The organism is Halomonas sp. MCCC 1A13316 (assembly GCF_014931605.1).
Taxonomy (GTDB): domain Bacteria; phylum Pseudomonadota; class Gammaproteobacteria; order Pseudomonadales; family Halomonadaceae; genus Halomonas.
In genome coordinates, this window is the sequence record NZ_CP053382.1 from 1914194 (window position 1) to 1933941 (window position 19748).

Below are 19748 nucleotides of genomic sequence, written 5' to 3' on the forward strand. Positions count from 1 at the left end.
TGCAAGTATCGTTTCTTTGACCACGTATTTTTTTCGAGAGAGCGACATGATCGACATGAGCATCCAATACCATGAGAGCAACGCCCGCATGAGCCAGATCGCCGTGCACAACGGCACCGTATACCTGGCGGGCCAGGTGCCGAGCGACGCCACTGCCGACATGCGCGGGCAGACCGAGCAGGTCCTGGCGCGTATCGACGAACTGCTGGCCCAGGCCGGTACCTCCAAGGAGAACCTGCTGTCAGCCCAAGTCTGGGTCACCGACATGGCCGAGTTCGGCCAGATGAATGAAGCCTGGGAGGCCTGGGTGGTACCGGGTCGCCCACCGGTGCGTGCCGCGCTCGAGGCCAAGCTGGCCAAACCCGAATGGAAGGTCGAGATCATGGTTGTCGCGGCCCTGCCGGAGGCCTGAGATGCGAATCGTCACAGCCGAGGAAGTGGCCGGTGCGCTGCCCTGGTCGGCGTTGGTCGAGCGCCTGGCGCTGACGTTCCGTGAGGGCGTGGAGTCTCCGCCGCGTCATCACCACGCCATGCATCGTCCCGATGGCGAAGCCACCATGCTGTTGATGCCGGCCTGGGAGCGGGCCGGTTACATCGGCGTGAAGATGGTCAATGTCTTTCCCCAGAACGCCGACCACGGGGTGCCGGCTATTTCCGGTGTCTATCTGCTCAGCGAGGGCACCCACGGGCGCCCCTTGGCCTGCCTCGACGGCAGCGAGCTGACCCGGCGCCGCACCGCGGCGGCCTCGGCTCTGGCGGCCCGTGAGTTGGCCCGTGAGAACGCCGAAAGCCTGTTGGTGGTCGGGACCGGCAAGCTGGCTCCCATGGTGATTGAGGCTCACGCTGCGGTGTGTCCGATCAAGCGAGTGCGGATCTGGGGCCGTAACCCGGATAAGGCGCGGCGTCTGGCTGCCGAGTACGCCGACCGCTTCGATTGCGAAGCGGTGGAGGATCTCGAAGCGGCCGTGCCTGAGGCCGACCTGATCAGCTGCGTGACGCTATCGACCGAGCCGCTGATTCGTGGCGAATGGCTGGCGCCGGGTACCCATCTCGACCTGATCGGTGCGTTTCGCCCGACCATGCGCGAGACCGACGCCGAGTGCCTGCGCCGCGGCGAGGTTTTCGTCGACACCTACGCCGGCGCCCGGGGTGAGGCGGGCGACATTCTCCAGGCCATCGACGAAGGGTCGTTCGCCTTCGACGACATCGCCGCCGAACTGTCAGAGCTGGTGCGCGGCGACAAGCCCGGTCGCAGCTCGGCTGAGGCCATCACCGTGTTCAAGTCGGTGGGTGCGTCGTTGGAAGATCTGGCGGCCGCCATCGAAGTCTGGGAGCAACTGGAGAGGGTGCATGAAGAATAGTGGCAGGACCGGCTTCTTCTGGCACGAGCGCTGCTTCTGGCACGACCCTGGGTCAATCGGTGTGTTCTCGGGACCGGGAGAGTTCCTGCAGCCGCAGCCCGCTTCGGAGAGCCCCGAGAGCAAGCGCCGGCTGAAGAACCTGCTCGAGGTCTCGGGGTTGATCGAGGAACTCGAGGTACGCAAGGCGCCATCGGCCAGCCGCGAGGACCTGGCGCGCTTTCATACGGGACGTTACCTCGACGAGCTCGAGGAGGGCGACACGACCCGAGGCGGCGATGCTGGCGAATGCGCTCCCTATACACCGGGCAGCCTGGCCGCGGCCCGCCAGTCGGCTGGGTTGGCGATTGCCGCGGTAGAGGCGGTAGCCAGCGGCGAGCTGGCCAACGCCTACGCCCTGTGCCGGCCGCCGGGGCATCATGCCGAGGCCGACCGTGGCCGTGGCTTCTGCCTGCTGGGCAACGTCCCGGTGGCGGTGATGCGTGCCCGGGCGAAGGGACTGGCCCAGCGAGTGGCGATACTCGACTGGGACGTGCACCACGGAAACGGCCAGCAGGCTGCATTCTACGACGACCCTGACGTGCTGACCGTGTCGATACATCAGGCCGGCAACTATCCGCTGGACAGTGGCGATTTCGACGAATTGGGCGAAGGAGCAGGCTACGGCACCAATCTTAACCTTCCGCTGCCACCTGGCAGCGGCATCGGCGCCTACCGCTATGCCATGCAGGAGTTGGTACTGCCTGCCATCGGCGGGTTCGCCCCGGACCTGATCGTCGTGGCCAGCGGCTATGACGCTTGCGCCAAGGACCCGCTGGGCAAGATGATGCTCAATAGTGCCGCCTTCGCCGCCATGACCCAGCAGCTCAAGGCCCTGGCCGAGCGCATCAGCGGCGGCAAGCTGGTGATGATTCACGAAGGCGGCTACTCCGAAGGCTATGTACCGCTGTGCGGCCATGCAGTGGTCCAGACGCTGTCGGGCAGCCGCACCGAGGTGCCTGATCCCCAGAACGACGAGATTGCCGCCTGGGCCTACCAGTCGCTGCAGCCCCATCAGCGCGCCTTGATCGATGGCTGGTGCGACGAGTGGCGGCGCATTGCACTCAAGTGAACCGACGAGGACGACATGACACCGCTCTACGATAGGGATGGTTGGATATGGCTGGATGGCGAATGGCTGCCTTGGCGCGACGCTCAGGCCCATTTGCTGACCCACACCCTGCACTACGGCATGGGCTGCTTCGAGGGCGTGCGGGCCTATGCCGGGCCGCAGGAAACGCATCTGTTCCGTGTCGGCGAGCATACACGGCGCCTGCTCGACAGTGCCCACGCCCTGGACATGCCGGTCGCCTTCGATGCAGCGGAATTGATCGAGGCCCAGCGGCAGTGCCTGGTGCGCAACGAACTGCGCAACGCCTATCTCAAGCCGACGATCTTCTTCGGTGCGGAAGGACTGGGGCTGCGCGCCAAGGGACTCACCGTCCACGTGATGGTCGCCGCCTGGGACCTGGGCGATTACATTTCGGCCGAGGCCGCCTCACTGGGCCTGCGGGCGCTGACTTCGTCCTGGGCACGCCACCACGTCAACATCAGCCTGTGCCGAGCCAAGACCAACGGCCACTACGTCAACTCCATGCTGGCGCTCAATACTGCCGTGAAGGCGGGGTTCGACGAGACCATCATGCTCGACCCCGAGGGCTATGTGGCCGAGGCTTCCGCCGCCAACGTCTTCCTGCTGCGCGATGGCGTGCTGCACACGCCCGAGGTCACCTCCTGTCTGCAGGGCATCACCCGCGATAGCGTGATCCACCTGGCTCGTGAGGTGCTCGGTATCGAGGTGCGCGAGCGGCGCATCACCCGCGACGAGTTGTATGTCGCCGACGAGGCGTTCGTTACCGGTACCGCTGCCGAGCTCCTGCCGCTGCGTGAGCTCGATGGGCGCCACATCGGTGCACGCGCCGGTGCGCCGCCCCCGGGACAGCCGATCGCCGGGGGCTCCGTGACGGCTCAGTTGCAACGCCTCTATCATCGGCTTACGCGTGGAGAGCCGAGCGAGGATTTGGCTGCTTTCCGCGACTGGCTGACCCCAATCTAAGCCGTTCGTCTGAGTGCGCCCCGTACTTCGAGTCGCGCAACGCCATATTCAGACTGCTAATATGGCCGCATCTCGAAGAATAGTGGGGCGTGATGACTCAGGCGATCGTGGGTTTCTTGGTGAGTGTTCCGTTGGCCGTGCTCATGGCGTGGGGAGCTGCCGCACTGTGGTTTCGCCTGCCAGGGTCACGTACACAGCGACGCTTGGCCGTGGCCGGCTGGGGAATGGTGGCCCTGCTACTGTTACTGCTGGGCATGCGTGGAGAGTGGCTGGCGAATGTGACCCAGCTATTGCTGCTGACGGCACTGTTCGTCTGGTGGTTTCGGCTGCAGCCGACCCATGACCGTCCCTGGTCCGACGACGTGACCTACCTGGCCACCGGCGAGGTGCAGGGCAACAGGCTGACACTGCATCATGTGCGTGACTTCGACTGGCGGACCCGCGACGACGCCGCGGTGTACTGGCAAAAGCGAAGCTACGATCTCGACCGGCTCGACTCGGTCGACATGATCGTTTCGAGCTGGGGGCGGCCGGGAGTCGCCCACGTGATGATCTCGTTCGGCTTCGAGGGCGAGCAGTTCGTGCTCTTCTCGGTGGAGGTGCGGCGCCTCAAGGGTGAGCGATTTTCAGAAATCGGCGGCTTCTTCCGTCAGTACGAGCTTGCCATCGTGGCCGCCGACGAGCGCGATGCCGTGGGCCTGCGAGCCGGGGTGCGCGGTGAGCGGGTTTCACTGTTTCGGCTGCGGATGCCGCAGAGCGCCATGCGTTCGTTGCTGCTGGCCTATGTCGAGGAGGCCAATGCACTGGCCGAGTCGCCACGCTACTACAACACCATTACAGCCAACTGCACCACGCTGATTTTTGCCATGGCGCGCGGCATCGGGGCGCGTCTGCCTTTCGACTATCGCCTGCTGGTGACCGACAGGTTGCCGGGCTATGCCTTCAAGGTCGGTGGGCTATGGCCTGGATATACCTTACCTGAGCTGGAAGATAGAGGCAGAATCGACGAGCAGGCTCGCCAGGCGCATCGCGTTGCCGACTTCTCGCAGCGCATCCGCCAGGAGGTGCCGGGCTGGGAAGAGTCGCTGGAAGGAACCGGTAACGGAAAATAAAGAGCGCCACGGGCCTGTGGCCACGTGGCGCATGTCTCCCTGGGCATGGTCCTTCATGCCGACATTCCTGCACCGGCCTCCTGCCCGGTCGCATCCGTGTCGCAGCTCGACAGTATCCCTTGTCTTCTGCCCTGGCGGGCACGGACCTTTATCCCATCAGCAGGTGACATTGCCGTGACGGCGGGGTGAAAAAAGGTCGGATAAAGGCAATTCCAAGATTAGCCTTCGTTGGGTGATTCTTCCAGTGAGCGCAGCAAGCCGCGCAGCAGCGACAGCTCCTTGCGGCTGGGCCTTGCCCGCGCGAATAGCGCCTGCAGTTGGGCCTCGGTGCGAGCGTGAGGCTGGGTCAGAAAGCCGCTGGCCTGCATGACGCGGCTCAGATGCTCGTGAAAATGGGTGAGCTGCTCGCGGGTTGGCTGACGCTCCTCGGTGGGGCGCGGTTGGCGATACTGGCTCTCGGGGCGTCGACGCCACGCCTTGAACGTTTCGTAGGCGAGTACCTGAACGGCCTGGGAAAGATTGAGAATGCCATAGTCCGGGTTGGCCGGGATGCTGACCTGATGGCTACAGCAGCGAATCTCGTCGTTGGTCAGCCCGAAGCGCTCGCGGCCGAAGACCAGTGCCACCGGATCGACTGCGGCATGGACGACCAGTTCTTGTGCCATCGTTTCCGGCTCGTCGAAGTGGGGCAGGGGCAGGCTGCGCAGGCGGGCGCTGGCGCCCACGACTTGCACGCAGTCGGATACCGCCTCCTCGAGCGTTGTGACGATACGGGCACTGTCGATCACGTCTTCGGCACCGGCGGCCAGGCGCGATGCCTCGCCATCGGGGAAACAGCGGGGGTTGACCAACACCAGGTCGGTCAGGCCCATGGTCTTCATGGCCCGTGCCGAGGCACCGATGTTGCCGGGGTGGTAGGTCTGGACGAGAACGATACGAATATTGGCGAGCATGGGTCGGCTTGCTTGTGGGGAAAAGTGTGATGGTAGCCCAAAAAGCACAAGCCCCGCACGATGGCGGGGCTTGCTCATTCCTTCAGGCCGTAAGGCCTAAGAGTGGAGGCTGCTGTCGGGTAGCAGCAGGGCATTTCTGCCCCGCCGCCCCCTAAGAACCGTACGTGCGAGTTTCCCCGCATACGGCTCAAGCCTCTGTAAGCCCAACGAAAAGTTGAGCCGGTTGCACTTACAAGTACTAACCCTTGGGCGGGAATGGATCGTTTCCGTAGGAGTCCTTCTCCCGGATCTTGCCATCCCGGCCATGGATGAGCACCTCGCTTTGCTGGTTCCTGGCGATGTCACGAGCGGCGTCTGCGGCCTCGCTCTGGGTGGAGTGATGCGAGGTATCTCGAGAGTTACCTTCACCACGTACCGCCCAGCCATCGGGCCGTTGCACCACATGCTGGTTCTTGCCTGCCATGAGTCACCCCCTACGGGTCTTTGCGAGCCTGTATGGGTATATAGCATGCAGTACCAGTCATTGCAACATATGCCTATCACCAGCTGTCACAGCACAACATGTTGTGCTTAACTCGACTGCCTGACCAGCGCAGACGAGTGCAGTTGCCGATGGCAGTTGGGATGCAGCAGTACCAAGTTCTCCAGCTCGTCGCCGCCACCCTTGTGCCTCTCCACCACGTGGTGGATGTTCCACCCGGTTTCCCAGGTGATGAACTGTTGGCACATCGGGCAGCGCTTGCCTTGCCGGGACCAGAGCGTCTGCAGCTTCTTCCTTCCCTTTGTCGATTCCTTCCAGGAACGTTCCAGCCGTTCCTCGAAATAGGTCTCGAACGCCGGGTCGTAAGGGTTCGCTTCCGCCTTGATCTTGGTATGCCGCTTGATCGGCACATCGCTGGCATAGAGCAGATACACTCGCTTGCCGCCGGGATACTCACCCTGGAAGACCCACTGACGCTTGCCTGCTGGAGGGAAATACTTCCCCTTGATCCAGCGCTTGCGCCGGCTCAGGTGCCGTCTCTTGCACCATTGCCATAGCATCTTCCAGATGCGGTAGTCCACGTAGTTGAACGTCTCTTTGGCCGCGACTCCCCGATGGTAGTTGGTCCAGCCCCGAATCATCGGGTTGAGCTGATCCACGATCCACCAGGCAGGCATGGTCTTGTTGGCGTTCAACAGCTTCCTTACGTTGGCCAAGAAAGTCTTCACGTTCTTGTGACTCGGCTTGATGAGGCACTTGTCACTGTACTTGCGAATATTCTGGCCCAGGAAGTCGAATCCATCCGCTATGTGCGTGACCACGGACTTCTCCACCGAGAGCGTGAGCCCACGCTCGGCCATGAAGGCCTCGACGATGGGTTTCACGTCCTCCTCCAGCAGCTCCTTGGAGATGCCGGTGATGATGAAGTCGTCCGCGTACCGCACATAATTGACCTTGGTCTTGTAGCTGGCCTTGGTGTTCTTCTTCCCGAATTGGGATTCGAGCACCGCTTCCAAACCATCAAGCGCCATATTGGCCAATACCGGCGAGATGATGCCACCTTGCGGTGTTCCCGCCGTCGTCGGAAGGAGCCGTGAGGACTCCATGTATCCCGCTTTAAGCCACTTGCGGAGGACCGTCCTATCCATGGGGATATTCCGGACCAGCCACTCGTGGTCGATGTTGTCGAAGCACCCCTTGATGTCGCCTTCGAGTACCCACTGAGCCGAGTGCTTGCGGCTGAGATTGACGAAGCATTGCTCAATCGCATCCGCGGTGGCTCGCATGGGCCGAAAGCCGTAGGAGTTCCGATCCGCCGTCGTTTCTGCTACCGGTTCGAGCCCAAGCAGGTACATTGCCTGCATGGCGCGATCCAGCATCGTCGGGATTCCCAGCGGCCGACGTTGACCGTTGGCCTTTGGTATATAGACCCGACGAAGCGGTCTGGGCTTGTAGCCCTTCCGCTGCAAACGGAAGATCGCTTCCCACTTGTCATCCGGAGTGTCCCAGCATGCCCCATCAACACCAGGCGTTTTCTTGCCCTGGTTCTCGGTGACGCGTTTCACAGCCAGTGCCCTGGCTGAGAACGAGCGGACCAGCATGCGTTGCAGGGATTTGACCCTGCGCCACTTCTGATCATGGGCAGCCTTCGCGATCCGTACCTGTAGCCTCCTCACACGGCGATGGCAGACCTTCCAATCGATGGTGTGCCAGCTTGATGCCGAGTGGGAGAATGCAGGTACGCTTTCAAGAGTACTCATCTTGCTATCCTCCTCTGAGCATTGACGAAAAATGCCCCGAGGGGTGAAGACGGCACTAACCCCTTGCGGGGAAGGTGAGCCTCACCCCGCAAGGGCATTCGTACTGTCCATCCAAACCACGGATGGTGCTTTCAGGCGGCTTTACGCGCCTTCACGCGATCAGAGACCAGACAGAAGTCGGCACGCTTTCGCGTCGGGGCAAAGTTCGAACCCCTATCCCATCCATTACAGACAGGCATTCGCTTTTTCTATCCTCCTCTACCCGCACCTCCAACAGCTTGCCTTGCGGCTCGCCTGCCCGAGGGCAGAGATACGGGCTTACCGAGTTCCTTTCCTTCTACATGAGTGGGTTAGACCCTGCCTATCCACCGGTAGCCGTGCGTCAGCGTATGCCCAGATGTAAGGGGCATAACCGGCTACACACCTTTTGGTTGAAGCCTGTCAGCAACTTTGGCTTCTTGCGGTTGACGGTGTTTATCAGCAGTTCACTTGCGTTGGTCGTACCACCCAGCCTAGCGTCTCATCCGCCTGTTGCTGGCAGAGTCACTGGCGTGCCTCGCGGCACGGACAGTCCACCGAGGTGGGACTACATTGTCAGGGAGCTTCGCACACCACCGTTGCCAGTAATGCACTACCCCTAGGCTACTGTTGGCTGAACAACAGGTCTCGTTACCCCGAAATACCCCAAGGTGAGACAATAGCAGGAAAGGCTTGCGCCACTAGGTGCCAGCAAGCTTTGTAGACACGGCAATCTCTGCTACGTCATCCGGCCATTTGGCCGAACTTCAGCATTGATAGATCCGTCGCCGTGAGGCGAGGACTCGGGGTTTCCCCCAGACACCGAGGACGGTACACCCTAGTTACAGGTGACCGGTATCCGGGTCTTGAGAAAGCCCCGGATACCGGGTTTAGCAAATTGCTTTTTCTGCGGGTGTGTGGCCACCGACTCCAGGGTCGGTGGCCACAATGATGTAGCCCGCTAGGCTAGCTACCTAAGCGACTCTCGTCGCACTACATCATGCCGCCCATGCCACCCATTCCACCCATGCCGCCCATGTCCGGACCGGCTTCCTTCTCTTCCGGGTCGTCGGCGATCATGCACTCGGTGGTGATCATCAGGCCAGCCACCGAACCGGCGGACTGCAGCGCAGAGCGGGTCACCTTGGCCGGGTCCAGCACACCCATCTCGAACAGGTCGCCGAACTCGCCGGTCTGGGCGTTGTAGCCGAAGTTGCCTTGGCCTGCCTTGACCTCGTTGAGGATCACGGAAGCTTCCTGACCGGCGTTGGTCACGATCTGACGCAGCGGAGACTCCATGGCACGCAGGGCGATGGCGATACCGTGGGTCTGGTCCTCGTTCTCGCCCTTGAGGTCCTTGATCTTGGTCAGTACGCGGACCAGAGCGGTACCACCGCCAGGTACAACGCCTTCCTCGACCGCGGCGCGAGTGGAGTGCAGGGCGTCCTCGACGCGAGCCTTCTTCTCCTTCATCTCCACTTCGGTGGCGGCACCGACGCGGATCACGGCCACGCCGCCAGCCAGCTTGGCGACGCGCTCCTGCAGCTTCTCGCGATCGTAATCGGAAGAAGTGTCTTCGATCTGCGCGCGAATCTGGTTGACGCGGGCTTCGATGTCGCCCTCGTTACCGGCGCCGTCGATGATGGTGGTGTTCTCCTTGGACATGGTGATGCGCTTGGCGCTGCCCAGGTGATCCAGGTTGGCCTGCTCCAGGGTCAGACCCACTTCCTCGGAGATCACGGTGCCGTTGGTCAGGATGGCGATATCCTGCAGCATGGCCTTGCGGCGGTCACCGAAGCCGGGCGCCTTGGCAGCTGCGACCTTGACGATGCCGCGCATGTTGTTGACCACCAGGGTGGCCAGCGCTTCGCCTTCGATGTCCTCGGCGATGATCGCCAGCGGCTTGCCGGACTTGGCGACGGCTTCCAGCACCGGCAGCAGTTCGCGGATGTTGGAGATCTTCTTGTCGACCAGCAGCAGGTAGGGGTCTTCGAGCTCGACCGCCATGGTGTCCTGATTGGTCACGAAGTAGGGCGACAGGTAGCCGCGGTCGAACTGCATGCCCTCGACGACTTCCAGTTCGTCCTCGAAGCCACGACCTTCGTCGACGGTGATGACGCCTTCCTTGCCGACCTTCTCCATCGCTTCGGCGATGATTTCACCGATGCGCTTGTCACCGTTGGCGGAGATGGTGCCGACCTGGGCGATGGCCTTGGAGTCGGTGCAGGGCACGGCCAGGGCTTGGATTTCCTTGACTGCGGCAATCACGGCTTGATCGATGCCGCGCTTGAGGTCCATCGGGTTCATGCCGGCGGTGACGCCCTTCATGCCCTCGGTGACGATGGACTGGGCCAGCACGGTGGCGGTGGTGGTGCCGTCACCTGCGACGTCGGAAGTCTTGGAGGCGACTTCCTTGACCATCTGTGCGCCCATGTTCTCGAACTTGTCTTTCAGTTCGATTTCCTTGGCGACGGAGACGCCGTCCTTGGTCACGGTCGGGGCGCCGAAGGACTTCTCCAGAACCACGTTGCGGCCTTTCGGACCCAGGGTGGCCTTGACGGCATTGGCCAGGACGTCAACGCCACGGGCCATGCGCTTGCGGGCGTCGTCGGAGAATTTGACTTGTTTCGCTGCCATTTTTCGTTACTTCCTGTCAGTTCGTGAACGTCTTATGGGAACGGAGTAGGTGCGTTGGCTCAGCCTTCGACCACGGCGAGGATATCGGACTCGCTCATGATCAGGACTTCCTCGCCATCGATCTTCTGCTTCTCGACGCCAAAGCCTTCCTTGAAAATCACGGTGTCGCCGACCTTGACGTCCAGCGGGCGAACGTCACCGTTGTCGAGAATCCGGCCGTTACCGACGGCGAGCACTTCGCCACGAGTCGGCTTTTCCTGGGCATTGCCCGGAAGCACGATGCCGCCAGCGGTTTTTTGCTCTTCTTCAACGCGACGGACGACGACGCGATCGTGCAAGGGACGGATGTTCATTGCTCACGTTCTCCTGATGGTCAGTTGTGCCATGGCATGCATGGCGGTTCATCAATTCCTCCCGGTCGAACCGGAAGGGGGAGGGCGAGGACGCCTTCCTTGTTGAAGATGCCGAGTTCCACTCGGCACCGTAGCCTTGTGCTGACCGAGAAATGGGGCCGGGCAAATCCCTTTCAAGGGCCAGCGGTAAAAATTTTTTGCCTGGGCGATTCCCTGGTACGGGCTAGCGGCGTGGCTCGTTGCGACTGATGAAATCGCCTTCCAGCGGTTGTCCGTCACTGCCATTCGGCTGTTCGTCATTCGCACTGCGCTCATACCCATCGCTCTCGGGGCGGTGCCAGTCGTCGCTGCGCCCCGGGTTGCCTTGCGGTCCACGCTGGGCCACTCCAAGCACACGCAAGTTGAGCAGTGCCATCAGGCGTGCAAGCAGACGGCGTGCGCCGGGCAAGACGCAGAGCAGGCCGAGTGCATCGGAAAGGAAACCGGGTGCGAGCAACAGGGCGCCGCCGAAGATCAGCGCCGCTCCCGTCAACAGTTCGCTCGAGGGCAGCTCGCCTTGTGCCATGCGTTGGCGAGCGCGGGCGAGAGTGGCGGTGCCCTGCTTTCGAATCAGATAAAGCCCGATGAAGCCGGTGGCGAGAACCAGCGCCAGAGTGGACAGGAGGCCGATGTGGCTGCCAACGGAAAAGAGCACGATGAAGTCGAGCAGGGTGAAAAGCGTAAAGAAGATCAGTAACGGCATGTCGTCTCCGGAGGTGGCGTTCTGCTGATCATGGGGGCGATTGGAACAAATGCAAGCGTATTGGTCGATTGGCGTGAGTTCGTGATAATCTTGTGCTGCAATGCACAAAAAAACGGCTTCGCCCTCAAGTCGACTGAGCTTTCTGCCGAAAAGACAGCATGGCGAAAAGAATATGAGCGCAGCGGGACGAACGTCTTTGCTCTTGAATCGAACGGGCTTCGAACCGGCTCACTACTTACAGGGGACAGCGAATGAAACTGGACAAGACCGTGATAGGCATTACCGGCGGCGCCAGGGGCCTTGGTTTCGCCATGGCGCGTCGCCTGGGTCGTCAGGGCGCCACGCTGGCGCTGTTGGACATGGACAGCGACGCTCTGGACAAGGCTGTATCCACGTTGCATGCGGAAGGCATCGAGGCGGCCGCATTCCGCGTCAACGTGGCGGACGAGACATCGGTGAAGCAGGCCTTCGGCGACGTGGCGGCTACCCTGGGTCCTGTCAGCGGCCTGGTCAACAATGCCGGTATTCTGCGTGATGCGCTGCTGGTCAAGGCGAAGGACGGCAAGGTCGAGAAGACGATGTCGCTGGAGCAGTGGCAGTCCGTCATCGACGTCAACCTCACCGGCGTGTTCCTATGTGGCCGTGAGGCCGCCAGCCAGATGGTGGAGGCGGGGCATGACGGGGTGATCGTCAATATTTCCAGCATCTCGCGGGCCGGTAACATGGGGCAGAGCAACTATGCGGCGGCCAAGGCTGCCGTGGTGGCGCTGACCACTACCTGGGCCAAGGAGCTGGCACGCTACGGGATTCGCGTGGGTGCGGTGGCACCGGGCTTCATCGAGACCGACATGACCGCCTCGATGCGTGAAGACATGCTCGAGAAGTTGACCGCCGGTGTGCCGCTCAGGCGGCTCGGCGATCCCGATCATATCGCCCAGAGCGTGGCGTTCATCATCGAGAATGACTACTTCACCGGTCGGGTGATCGAATGCGACGGTGGTTTGCGTCTATAAGCCCTAATAACAAATAAGAAAAACTCTGCTCGGAACGTCAGCGAGGCCGGTGATAGCCGGCCTCGCCGCGTTTCGGCCAATGCGGGATCCTGGTCTTAGAATTCCACTTGGTCGCGGAAACCATCCACGGTGGCCGTTCCGATACCGCTGACCCGGGTCAGGTCATCGGCGCTCTCGAAGTTTCCGTTGGCTTCGCGATCCTCGATGATCGCCTGCGCACGACTCGGTCCGACGCCTGGAAGCTCGGCGAGCAGCTCTGCATCGGCGGTATTCACGTTGATCGGCGCCACATCCTGAGCCATGGCCAGCGAGGCGAAGCTCAGCGTCAGTGCCAGCAAGGTAGCTTGAATGACTCCCTTCATCTTTTATTCCCCTTTCTGAAGTTTCAACTTGGAGCGTTCGAGACCCGGTTAGGTCTCGCCCTTCAAGCTAAACGAGCCAGGCGGGGTAAAGGATAGGCATATCGCCCTTTGCTATGTAAGAAAAAACCGATAGTGTTTAGGCGAAATTGACCCATACCCTTGTGCGAATTCAGACAAGATGGCGGAGGAATGGGTGCTGGAGGCGGCCCCGCCCGATGTCGAAGCTCGGGCGGGGTGAGCGAACTGATCAGCCGGTTTCGGCAACCTTGTCGGTGCGGGCGGCGAGGATGAAGTCGTTCTTGTGCAGCCCCTTCATCTCGTGGGACCACCAGGTCACGGTGACCTTGCCCCACTCCGTCAGCAGGGCGGGGTGGTGGCCCACTTCCTCGGCGATGTCACCGACGCGGTTGGTGAAGGCCAGGGCCTGCTTGAAATTGCGAAACTTGAACATGCGTTCGAGCTGCTTGACACCTTCGCGCTCCATCACGCTCCATTCGGGAATGTCGGCCTTGAGGGTTTCGATCTCGGCGTCGCTGAGGTGAGAGGCATCCCAGCTGCAGGCTTCGCACTGCTGTTCGGAAAGTTGGCTCATGTTGGCTCCTCGTCGAAGTGTTGTTGGTTTGGGTCAGGGTAGTCTGCCAAGGCTATCGAGCAAGGGCGTTCAGGCCTTGGCCTTTGCCGCCTTGGGGGCCGGTTCGAAAAGCGGCTCATGCAGGCCCAGTTCCATGGCCTGGCGTACCATGCCCATGATGTCCTGCTGGGATAGCTCGTGCAGGGTCGAAAGGTCCTCTAGCACGTAGTAAAGCGGTTGCAGGATATCGATGCGATAGGGCGTGCGCAGGGCCTCGATGGGGTCGAACGGCTGGTGCGCCGGAGTATCCGATAGCGCATGCAGGGTCTCCTTGGGCGAGGAGATGATACCGCCGCCGTAGATACGCCGACCGTCCGTTGTGTCCACCAAGCCGAACTCCACCGTCATCCAGTACAGCCGGGCCAGATAGACTCGCTCCTTGGGTTCGGCGGCGAGGCCAAGGCGGCCATAGGTGGCGGTGAACTCGGCAAAGGCGGGGTTGGTGAGCATGGGGCAGTGGCCGAAGATCTCATGGAATATGTCCGGTTCCTTGAGATAGTCGAGCTCTTCCGGCGTGCGGATGAAGGTGGCCACCGGGAAGCGCCGGTTCGCCAGCAGCTCGAAGAAGGTATTGAACGGTATCAATGCCGGTACCTGGGCGGTCTGCCAGCCGGTGCTGGCCTGGAGCACGCGATCAATGTCGGCGAGCTGGGGAACCCGATCCTCGGGTAGGGCCAGTCGCTCCAGGCCGTCGAGATACTCCTGGCATACGCGACCCTCGAGCATGCCGAGCTGGCGCTGCATCAGGGTCTGCCAGGTGGCGTTATCCTGTTCTGACCAGTCGATGAAACCGTTTTCGTCGGGCAGACGCGCACGGTAGCCGGTCTTGCTGGCGACATCACTGAGATGAGGATTGGATGACGTCATAGGGTCACTCCGGTCGGCTGTCTTGTGTTTGTCTTGCGAACCTTTTGACCCGAGTCTAGGGCCGCAGCGCCCAGATTTTTCCTTCTTGGCGCCACCTTTACGGCGGGCACCCAGTCCTGCTGTAAAGAAATCCTGACGACTTGCGGCAAGCCCATGCCGGCTTTCGGCAAACCAAGACCCGGGTGTATTTGAGTCGGCCGAGGTGTCACGTTATCTTTACAGCCGAGTCACGTCCTCTTGACGTAATTTTGACGACACTCTCGCCCCGCTGCGTTCCTATCACGCCCCAGAGGCCAAGCCCAATGAGATTGAGGTTTCACTGCCAGAACCGTATCGGCATCCTGCGCGATATCGTCTCGCACTTCGTCGACTATGGCCTCAACGTCGCGCGTGGTGAGGTCGGTGGCGAGCATGGCAACGCCATCTACCTTCACATCCCCAATCTGCTCAATGCCCAACTGGCTACGCTCAAACCGGTGCTCGAGGCGGTGCCGGGCGTGTTCGGCGTGCGCCGGGTCAGCCTGATGCCGAGCGAGCGACGGCACCTGGAGCTCGATGCGCTGCTGTCGTCGCTCTCCGATCCAGTGATGTCGATCGACATGGAAGGGCACATCGTCGCCGCCAACCGCGCCGCCGGCCAACTGCTCGGGGTGCGTATCGACGAGGTGCCGGGGCTTTCGCTCAACCGCTACCTGCCCGATGTGGATCTCCCGGCGCTGATTCGGCGCAACAATGCGCGGGTCAACGGCCTGCGCATCAAACTGCGCGATGCCACCTTTCTGGCCGACATCGCCCCGCTGCACCGTGAGCACCACGACGACGTGGCCTCCCTGGCCGGCGCCGTGGTGACCCTGCACAGCGCCGATCGCATCGGTGAGCGAATCTATCAGGTGCAGCGCCAGGAACTGCGCGGCTTCGATGCGCTGTTCCAGGCGAGCCCCCGGCTGGCGGCGTTGATTCGCGAGGCGCGGCGGATGGCGCCGCTGGATGCGCCGCTGTTGATTCACGGCGAGACCGGCACCGGCAAGGAGCTGCTGGCACGGGCCTGTCACCTGGCCAGCTCCCGCGGGCAGGCGCCGTTCATGGCGCTCAATTGTGCCGGGCTGCCGGAGTCGATGGCCGAGACGGAGTTGTTCGGCTATGCGCCGGGGGCCTTCGAGGGTGCGCGCCCCGAGGGCAAGCTCGGCCTGCTGGAGCTGACCGCGGGCGGTACTATTTTCCTCGATGAGGTGGGGGAGATGAGCCCCCGCCTGCAGGTCAAGCTACTGCGCTTCCTGCAGGACGGCGGCTTTCGACGGGTGGGCAGCGATGAGGAGACCTACCTCGACGTGCGGGTGATCTGCGCCACCCAGCAGGACCTACCCAAGCTTTGCGCCGAGGGGCTGTTTCGCCAGGATCTCTATCACCGGCTCAACGTGCTGTCGCTGGCGGTGCCGCCGCTGCGCGATTGCCTCGACGGCATCGAGGCCATGGCGCTGCACTTCATCGACCGTGCGGCGCGCCAGATCGGTTGCCGCATGCCCGGGCTGTCGCCGGCGGCGCTGGCGCGGCTATCGACCTACCATTGGCCCGGCAACGTTCGTCAGTTGGAGAACGTGCTGTTCCAGGCGGTGTCGCTGTGCGAGGGCGACGCCATCGAGCCCGCCCACCTGCGCCTGCCGGACGTGGGCGCGGCGCCGGGCCTTTCCGGCATCGATCTGGACGGTAGCCTGGCCGGTATCATGGGCGACGTGGAGCGGCGGGTACTGGCCGTGCTCTATCCGCAGTACCCCTCCAGTCGTCAACTGGCCAAGCGTCTTGGTGTGTCGCATACCACCGTGGCCAACAAGCTGCGCCACTACGGCATCGGTTCCGCCGACGCCTGACCGTTGATCAGGATCGTACGGGCGGCCAGGTCGCGCACCTCCGCGTAGCGATAGGCCTCCAATGCGCCGAAGCCCGCCAGGCGTCGCGCCTTGAAACGAGTGAGCAGGGGCCCGGTCAGGCCGCACAGAAAGTGCGCGAGCAGGTCGGGCGTGATGGAGTGGGCCTCGCCGCTGCTGGCCAGTTGCTGGGCCAGTTCGCCGGCCAGCCGCTCGATGGTTTCTGCCGTCAGCGGTTCGAGTGGCGCGGGGTCGGGCAGGCGCGCGACCTGGCCGCGGCAGGCGGAGCAGTGGCCGCACTGCTGGGGCGCGTGCTCGTCACCGAACCATTCGGCGAGCCGGCGGCTGAGGCAAGCCTCGCTTTCGAACAGGGCGAGCATGGCGTGCAACCGCTCGACCTCGGCGTGCTCCTTGTCGCGAAAATAGCGGTGCAGCTCTTCGGTCAGGGCAGCGGGGTCGAGATCGCTGCGCAGCACGTCGAAGACCTCGGTCATCTGCTTGCTCTCTAGCACCATCCAGCCCTGGGTAACGAAGTAGTCCAGCGCGGTGATCACCCGGGCTCGCTCGACGTTGAGGCCGCGTTCGCCCCCCAGGCGCTCGAGTGCTGCGAAGTCGAGGTTGAACCAGGTTCGCGCACGCTGCGAGGCATCGAGGATCGCCTGGACGAAGGCGCCACGCTCGCCCTCGAAGCGGCCCACCAATGCTTCGGGCTCGTCGTGCAGGCGGAAACGGTACTCGGCGAAGTAGCTGTAGCGCGGTGCGATGATGCCGCGCAGTTCGAGCTGCACCAGCAGCGTCTTGAGCGGCAGGGGGCGGATGTTGCTGTGCTGCGATAGCGAGTTGAGCACCAGCTCCCATTGGCGCCCTGGGGCGGTATGGGCACCAGCCTGGGAGGCGCCGATCAGCTCGTCGATAACGCGGCGAATGCCATCGGGCTCCGGGGTGTCGCCGTAGACGAAGTTTTCCAGCACGTTGACGTGGTCGCGCCCGGCAAGCATCAGGCAGTCGGAGGGCCGGCCGTCGCGGCCGGCACGGCCGATCTCCTGGCTGTAGTTCTCGACCGACTTGGGCAGGTCGAAGTGCACCACGTTGCGGATGTCGGCCTTGTCGATGCCCATGCCGAAGGCGATGGTGGCGACGATGCAGGGCGTATGGCCGGCCATGAAGTCGCGCTGGATACGCTCGCGCGTCTCGCCATCGAGTCCGGCGTGGTAGGCGATGGCACTCATGCCCGCCTTGCTCAGGTAGGCGGCCAGGCGTTCGGCGGTCTGCTGCAGGGTGACGTAGACGATGGTGGGCTCGGGCGGCTCCCCGCCAAGCTTGGGCCGCAGCCAGTCGACCAGCCGGCGTGGGCGCATCTCGGCCGGTACCGGCGCCACTTCCAGGTTGAGGTTGGGGCGATAGAAGCCGGTGGCAGTCACGTCGCCCTCGGCGATGTCGAAGCGCTCGCGCATGTCGGCGATCACCCGCGGCGTGGCCGTGGCGGTCAGCAGCAGCACCTGGGGAATGCCAAACTCACGGCGGTACTGGGGCAACTTGAGGTAATCCGGGCGAAAGTTGTGGCCCCACTCGGAGATACAGTGGGCTTCGTCGACCACCAGCAGCGAGATCGGCACGCGGCGGATGAAGGCGCGGAAGCGCTCGTTCTTGAGCCGCTCCACCGAGATCATCAGGATACGGATCTCGCCGCGCTTGACCCCCTCCATGACCGCGGCCGCTTCCTCGCGGCTCTGGCTCGAGTCGATGCTGGCGGCGGCGATGCCGTGGCGCGCGAGAAAGGCGAGCTGATCCTGCATCAGTGCCAGCAGCGGGGAGATGAGCAGGGTGAGATGCGGCAGATGCAGGGCGGGCAGCTGGTAGCACAGCGACTTGCCCGATCCGGTGGGAAAGATCGCCGCCGCCGAGCGGCCCGCCGTGATCGCTTCGATGACAGGGCGCTGCCCGAGGCGGAAGTCGTCATAGCCGAAGACTCGCTGTAACGTCTGATCGATCATGTAGGCACTCCCTGCGCTGTTGTTGTAAACACAGAATTCTATCGACTTGAGGCGGAGGCCATGGCGACCACCGGGCGGCAGCGCACATTCTCGCATATCGTCGGCTTCGACGATTGTCCGTTCCCGCGCGGGCACCGCGGCGACGTGGCCATTGTCGGCACGGTTTTCTCCGGGCTCCGCCTGGAGGGCGTGCTCTCCGGCAAGGTGCGCCGCGACGGCGTCAACAGTACCCGAGAGTTGATCCGCCTGGTCGGCAGCTCGCGCTTTGCCGCGCACTTGCAGCTCGTCATGCTGCAGGGGGTGGCTCTTGCCGGTTTCAACGTCGTCGACGCAGTGCGCGTGCACGAAGAGCTAGGGCTGCCGGTGCTGGTGGTGGCACGCCGTGCACCACGCCGAGACGCGATGCGCCGGGCGCTGTTCGAGCGCATTCCCGGCGGTGCGCGCAAGTGGGCGCTGGTCGAGCGCCTGGGCGAGATGGAACCACTCGAAGGCGTCTACGTGCAACGCGTTGGGCTCAGTGCAGAGGAGGCGGCCGCGACCCTGCGCGCCACCACGCCCCACGGCAGCGTGCCCGAGCCGCTGCGGTTGGCGCACCTGATCGCCGGCGGCGTGACCACGGGCGAAAGCAGTGGACGTGTGTAGGGGACACGATTGCGCGCCTACACTTGGATGGATCGAGCCGTCAGGGCAGAAAAGCTATCACGGAGAAAAGCTATCACGGGGAAAGCGGGAGGTAGCCTTATGACGTCCATATCCAGGAGTGTCGTGATCGATGCCGACGGTGTCGCGCTGGAAGGGGACCTGATCTTGCCCGAGGGCGCGACCGGCATCGTGGTCTTCGCCCATGGCAGCGGCAGCAGCCGCTTCAGTTCGCGCAACCGCCGGGTAGCACAACACCTGGCCGACCAAGGCCTGGCCACGCTGCTGTTCGACCTGCTGACCGCCGACGAGAACGTGATCGACGAGCGCACCCGGGAGCTGCGCTTCGACATTCCACTGATCGGTTCGCGCATGACCGCGGCGGTGGGCTGGGTGGCCACTGCCGATCTCACCCGGCATCTCTCGATCGGCTTGTTCGGCGCCAGCACCGGGGCAGCCGCTGCGCTGATAGCCGCTGCCGAGCGGCCCGAGCAGGTCCGTGCGGTGGTATCCCGCGGCGGGCGCTCGGACCTGGCCGGTCGGCATCTGGCGGCGGTGAAGGTACCGACCCTGTTGCTGGTCGGTGGCGATGACGAGCCGGTGATCGAACTCAACGAGCAGGCTCGTGAGCGGATGACCGAGGCCAGAGAATGCGAGCTGATCATCGTGCCCGGCGCGACGCACCTGTTCGAGGAGCCGGGCAAGCTCGAGGAAGTGGAGCGGTTGGCGACCCGTTTCTTCCTGGAGCATCTCTAGCAGCGTTCCTGAAGGTATTGCGGCGGTGCCCTGCGGGCATCGCCGGTCTTCAAGGCCCGGAGCGTAGAAAGACAGGCGCAACCACGTCATGACCCGAGCAGCCGAGCTTGGCATA

19 protein-coding genes are annotated in these 19748 nt (G+C 63.1%); 9 read left to right on the forward strand and 10 right to left on the reverse strand.

Annotated features, from left to right (window positions below):
• The first annotated feature begins 55 nt into the window (after positions 1-55).
• The 5 genes from HNO52_RS08885 (at position 56) to HNO52_RS08905 (ending at position 4565) form a co-directional block, all read left to right on the forward strand.
• Positions 56-412, forward strand: a complete 357-nt coding sequence (locus HNO52_RS08885) for a RidA family protein (RefSeq protein ID WP_197569159.1) — start codon at positions 56-58, stop codon at positions 410-412.
• A 1-nt stretch (position 413) separates the two neighbouring features.
• Positions 414-1361 (forward strand): bifunctional Delta(1)-pyrroline-2-carboxylate/Delta(1)-piperideine-2-carboxylate reductase, encoded by a 948-nt coding sequence (lhpI, locus tag HNO52_RS08890; protein WP_197568776.1) that lies wholly within the window; start codon positions 414-416, stop codon positions 1359-1361.
• Positions 1351-2469 carry a histone deacetylase-like amidohydrolase gene (locus HNO52_RS08895; protein WP_197568777.1) on the forward strand — a complete coding sequence of 373 codons (1119 nt, stop codon included), beginning with the start codon at positions 1351-1353 and terminating at the stop codon, positions 2467-2469. The genes lhpI and HNO52_RS08895 overlap by 11 nt, the downstream gene beginning before the upstream one ends.
• A gap of 15 nt (positions 2470-2484) precedes the next feature.
• Positions 2485-3453 carry a branched-chain amino acid transaminase gene (locus tag HNO52_RS08900; RefSeq protein ID WP_197568778.1) on the forward strand — a complete coding sequence of 323 codons (969 nt, stop codon included), beginning with the start codon at positions 2485-2487 and terminating at the stop codon, positions 3451-3453.
• 92 nt (positions 3454-3545) lie between these two features.
• The gene (locus HNO52_RS08905) at positions 3546-4565 is read left to right on the forward strand and encodes an Lnb N-terminal periplasmic domain-containing protein (RefSeq protein WP_197568779.1); all 1020 of its coding nucleotides are present in this window, start codon (positions 3546-3548) and stop codon (positions 4563-4565) included.
• 218 nt (positions 4566-4783) lie between these two features.
• Here HNO52_RS08905 and HNO52_RS08910 read toward each other — a convergent pair whose 3' ends face one another.
• From HNO52_RS08910 to HNO52_RS08935, 6 genes are all read right to left on the reverse strand, one after another.
• On the reverse strand, positions 4784-5518 hold the full coding sequence (locus tag HNO52_RS08910; protein WP_197568780.1) for an RNA methyltransferase: 735 nt from the start codon (positions 5516-5518) through the stop codon (positions 4784-4786).
• Between the two features lie 238 nt (positions 5519-5756).
• Positions 5757-5981: a DUF2188 domain-containing protein gene (locus HNO52_RS08915; RefSeq protein ID WP_197568781.1), complete on the reverse strand. Its 225-nt coding sequence runs from the start codon at positions 5979-5981 to the stop codon at positions 5757-5759.
• 107 nt (positions 5982-6088) lie between these two features.
• Complete coding sequence (gene ltrA, locus HNO52_RS08920; RefSeq protein ID WP_197568782.1) at positions 6089-7759, reverse strand: group II intron reverse transcriptase/maturase; 1671 nt, start codon at positions 7757-7759, stop codon at positions 6089-6091.
• Positions 7760-8770: 1011 nt separating this feature from the next.
• Entirely contained in the window at positions 8771-10414 is a 1644-nt protein-coding gene (gene groL / locus HNO52_RS08925; RefSeq protein WP_197568783.1) for a chaperonin GroEL, read from the reverse strand.
• Between the two features lie 59 nt (positions 10415-10473).
• Positions 10474-10767 carry a co-chaperone GroES gene (locus HNO52_RS08930; protein WP_104204123.1) on the reverse strand — a complete coding sequence of 98 codons (294 nt, stop codon included), beginning with the start codon at positions 10765-10767 and terminating at the stop codon, positions 10474-10476.
• 223 nt (positions 10768-10990) lie between these two features.
• A complete protein-coding gene (locus HNO52_RS08935; protein ID WP_197568784.1) occupies positions 10991-11509 on the reverse strand; it encodes an FxsA family protein in 519 nt (172 codons plus the stop codon).
• A 251-nt stretch (positions 11510-11760) separates the two neighbouring features.
• Between HNO52_RS08935 and HNO52_RS08940 the strand changes: the two genes are divergently transcribed.
• Complete coding sequence (locus HNO52_RS08940; RefSeq protein ID WP_197568785.1) at positions 11761-12522, forward strand: SDR family oxidoreductase; 762 nt, start codon at positions 11761-11763, stop codon at positions 12520-12522.
• 95 nt (positions 12523-12617) lie between these two features.
• Here HNO52_RS08940 and HNO52_RS08945 read toward each other — a convergent pair whose 3' ends face one another.
• From HNO52_RS08945 to phhA, 3 genes are all read right to left on the reverse strand, one after another.
• A complete protein-coding gene (locus tag HNO52_RS08945) occupies positions 12618-12884 on the reverse strand; it encodes a ComEA family DNA-binding protein (protein WP_197568786.1) in 267 nt (88 codons plus the stop codon).
• 247 nt (positions 12885-13131) lie between these two features.
• Positions 13132-13476 carry a 4a-hydroxytetrahydrobiopterin dehydratase gene (locus HNO52_RS08950; protein WP_197568787.1) on the reverse strand — a complete coding sequence of 115 codons (345 nt, stop codon included), beginning with the start codon at positions 13474-13476 and terminating at the stop codon, positions 13132-13134.
• A 69-nt stretch (positions 13477-13545) separates the two neighbouring features.
• Positions 13546-14382, reverse strand: a complete 837-nt coding sequence (gene phhA, locus HNO52_RS08955) for a phenylalanine 4-monooxygenase (protein WP_197568788.1) — start codon at positions 14380-14382, stop codon at positions 13546-13548.
• Between the two features lie 302 nt (positions 14383-14684).
• On the opposite strand from phhA, the gene HNO52_RS08960 reads away from it, so the two are divergent.
• Positions 14685-16247 (forward strand): sigma-54-dependent transcriptional regulator, encoded by a 1563-nt coding sequence (locus HNO52_RS08960; protein WP_197568789.1) that lies wholly within the window; start codon positions 14685-14687, stop codon positions 16245-16247.
• Here the strand turns inward: HNO52_RS08960 and HNO52_RS08965 are convergent.
• Positions 16220-18238: a RecQ family ATP-dependent DNA helicase gene (locus HNO52_RS08965; RefSeq protein WP_197568790.1), complete on the reverse strand. Its 2019-nt coding sequence runs from the start codon at positions 18236-18238 to the stop codon at positions 16220-16222. The two genes, HNO52_RS08960 and HNO52_RS08965, sit on opposite strands and share 28 nt — an antisense overlap.
• A gap of 60 nt (positions 18239-18298) precedes the next feature.
• On the opposite strand from HNO52_RS08965, the gene HNO52_RS08970 reads away from it, so the two are divergent.
• Both HNO52_RS08970 and HNO52_RS08975 read left to right on the forward strand, forming a co-directional pair.
• Complete coding sequence (locus HNO52_RS08970) at positions 18299-18880, forward strand: endonuclease dU (protein WP_197568791.1); 582 nt, start codon at positions 18299-18301, stop codon at positions 18878-18880.
• A 99-nt stretch (positions 18881-18979) separates the two neighbouring features.
• Positions 18980-19633 (forward strand): dienelactone hydrolase family protein, encoded by a 654-nt coding sequence (locus HNO52_RS08975; RefSeq protein ID WP_232090688.1) that lies wholly within the window; start codon positions 18980-18982, stop codon positions 19631-19633.
• Positions 19634-19748: the final 115 nt, after the last annotated feature.

Coding starts and splice junctions, on each gene's coding strand:
- HNO52_RS08885 (WP_197569159.1), top strand. CDS start 56: ATGAGCATCCAATACCATGAGAGCAACGCCCGCATGAGCCAGATCGCC.
- lhpI (WP_197568776.1), top strand. CDS start 414: ATGCGAATCGTCACAGCCGAGGAAGTGGCCGGTGCGCTGCCCTGGTCG.
- HNO52_RS08895 (WP_197568777.1), top strand. CDS start 1,351: ATGAAGAATAGTGGCAGGACCGGCTTCTTCTGGCACGAGCGCTGCTTC.
- HNO52_RS08900 (WP_197568778.1), top strand. CDS start 2,485: ATGACACCGCTCTACGATAGGGATGGTTGGATATGGCTGGATGGCGAA.
- HNO52_RS08905 (WP_197568779.1), top strand. CDS start 3,546: ATGACTCAGGCGATCGTGGGTTTCTTGGTGAGTGTTCCGTTGGCCGTG.
- HNO52_RS08910 (WP_197568780.1), bottom strand. CDS start 5,518: ATGCTCGCCAATATTCGTATCGTTCTCGTCCAGACCTACCACCCCGGC.
- HNO52_RS08915 (WP_197568781.1), bottom strand. CDS start 5,981: ATGGCAGGCAAGAACCAGCATGTGGTGCAACGGCCCGATGGCTGGGCG.
- ltrA (WP_197568782.1), bottom strand. CDS start 7,759: ATGAGTACTCTTGAAAGCGTACCTGCATTCTCCCACTCGGCATCAAGC.
- groL (WP_197568783.1), bottom strand. CDS start 10,414: ATGGCAGCGAAACAAGTCAAATTCTCCGACGACGCCCGCAAGCGCATG.
- HNO52_RS08930 (WP_104204123.1), bottom strand. CDS start 10,767: ATGAACATCCGTCCCTTGCACGATCGCGTCGTCGTCCGTCGCGTTGAA.
- HNO52_RS08935 (WP_197568784.1), bottom strand. CDS start 11,509: ATGCCGTTACTGATCTTCTTTACGCTTTTCACCCTGCTCGACTTCATC.
- HNO52_RS08940 (WP_197568785.1), top strand. CDS start 11,761: ATGAAACTGGACAAGACCGTGATAGGCATTACCGGCGGCGCCAGGGGC.
- HNO52_RS08945 (WP_197568786.1), bottom strand. CDS start 12,884: ATGAAGGGAGTCATTCAAGCTACCTTGCTGGCACTGACGCTGAGCTTC.
- HNO52_RS08950 (WP_197568787.1), bottom strand. CDS start 13,476: ATGAGCCAACTTTCCGAACAGCAGTGCGAAGCCTGCAGCTGGGATGCC.
- phhA (WP_197568788.1), bottom strand. CDS start 14,382: ATGACGTCATCCAATCCTCATCTCAGTGATGTCGCCAGCAAGACCGGC.
- HNO52_RS08960 (WP_197568789.1), top strand. CDS start 14,685: ATGAGATTGAGGTTTCACTGCCAGAACCGTATCGGCATCCTGCGCGAT.
- HNO52_RS08965 (WP_197568790.1), bottom strand. CDS start 18,238: ATGATCGATCAGACGTTACAGCGAGTCTTCGGCTATGACGACTTCCGC.
- HNO52_RS08970 (WP_197568791.1), top strand. CDS start 18,299: ATGGCGACCACCGGGCGGCAGCGCACATTCTCGCATATCGTCGGCTTC.
- HNO52_RS08975 (WP_232090688.1), top strand. CDS start 18,980: ATGACGTCCATATCCAGGAGTGTCGTGATCGATGCCGACGGTGTCGCG.